The sequence below is a fragment of the Methylobacterium aquaticum genome (assembly GCF_001043915.1).
Taxonomy (GTDB): Bacteria; Pseudomonadota; Alphaproteobacteria; order Rhizobiales; family Beijerinckiaceae; genus Methylobacterium; species Methylobacterium aquaticum.
Genome location: NZ_LABX01000503.1, coordinates 1 through 881, shown reverse-complemented (window position 1 = coordinate 881; position 881 = coordinate 1). Strand labels below are relative to the sequence as shown.

Sequence of the window (881 nt, the reverse complement as noted above, 5' to 3'; positions counted from 1 at the left end):
CGCAAGGCACGATCACGCCTGATGGAAGGATCACAGAGCGTCGATTTACAACGACAAATGCAAATGGCGCGACCAACAAATACTTTCCACCCGATGGGAGGACTGATTGGCCTTTTGTCGGCCAGGGCGCGTACGGCGACACGTACACGATCACTGAGGATGTGACGATCCCTGGCGTAGGGTCCTTTGTCACGGGGACGCAGGTCTATTTCGGCCCGAACGGCCTGGAGGTTATCGCCGCAGACCCCAACTGGAACCGTGGTCTGTTTCATTTGACGTTAGATGAGAAAACGGCGATCTACATTGAGGGGCGGTTCTCCCCGATCAGCCGCATCAACGGCAACGCAACGCCTGAAATATCAAACGGCATTGCGCTCCGCGTCGACAGTCGCGCCCGTCCGGCCGCCGCAGGATACCTCTTTCAGGGGTCGATGTTCAGTGTAGAGACGTATTCTGAATGTGATCATCCTGACCAGGGTCAAGCACAGGTCAATGGCGGAAATTGGGAAGCTGTTGTACAGACTAATAACATTTTCTTGCCGATTATCCGCAAGGGATCCTATGTCAGAACAAGTCAGCAAGGAGGCGCAACCCGTGCTGCGTCTCTCGTGTCTACGCCTCGGTTTGCCCGATGCGGTATCGAACTGATCGACAGCTATCTTCCTCAGGTGCATCTATTCGCAAACGGCTGCTACGAGACAGCTGTCGCCTATCATGCAACTGGCTGGGACGTGCAGAATACGGGCATCGAGGGGGGTGAGATCGAGGTTAGCGGTGCGGGTGTGGTCGATTTCGTGTCGGCGCGCTCGGGCTATCGCGGCGGCGCTGGCCTGCCGCCGAGGCTGCGGATCACCAGCCGCGAGGCGGCGGCCGACCGCTAC

Annotated in this window: 1 protein-coding gene; it reads left to right on the top strand. The window is 57.9% G+C overall.

The features are described 5' to 3' along the window. A partial coding sequence (locus VP06_RS37630; RefSeq protein ID WP_197093354.1) for a hypothetical protein occupies window positions 1-881 on the top strand: 881 nt, incomplete at both ends.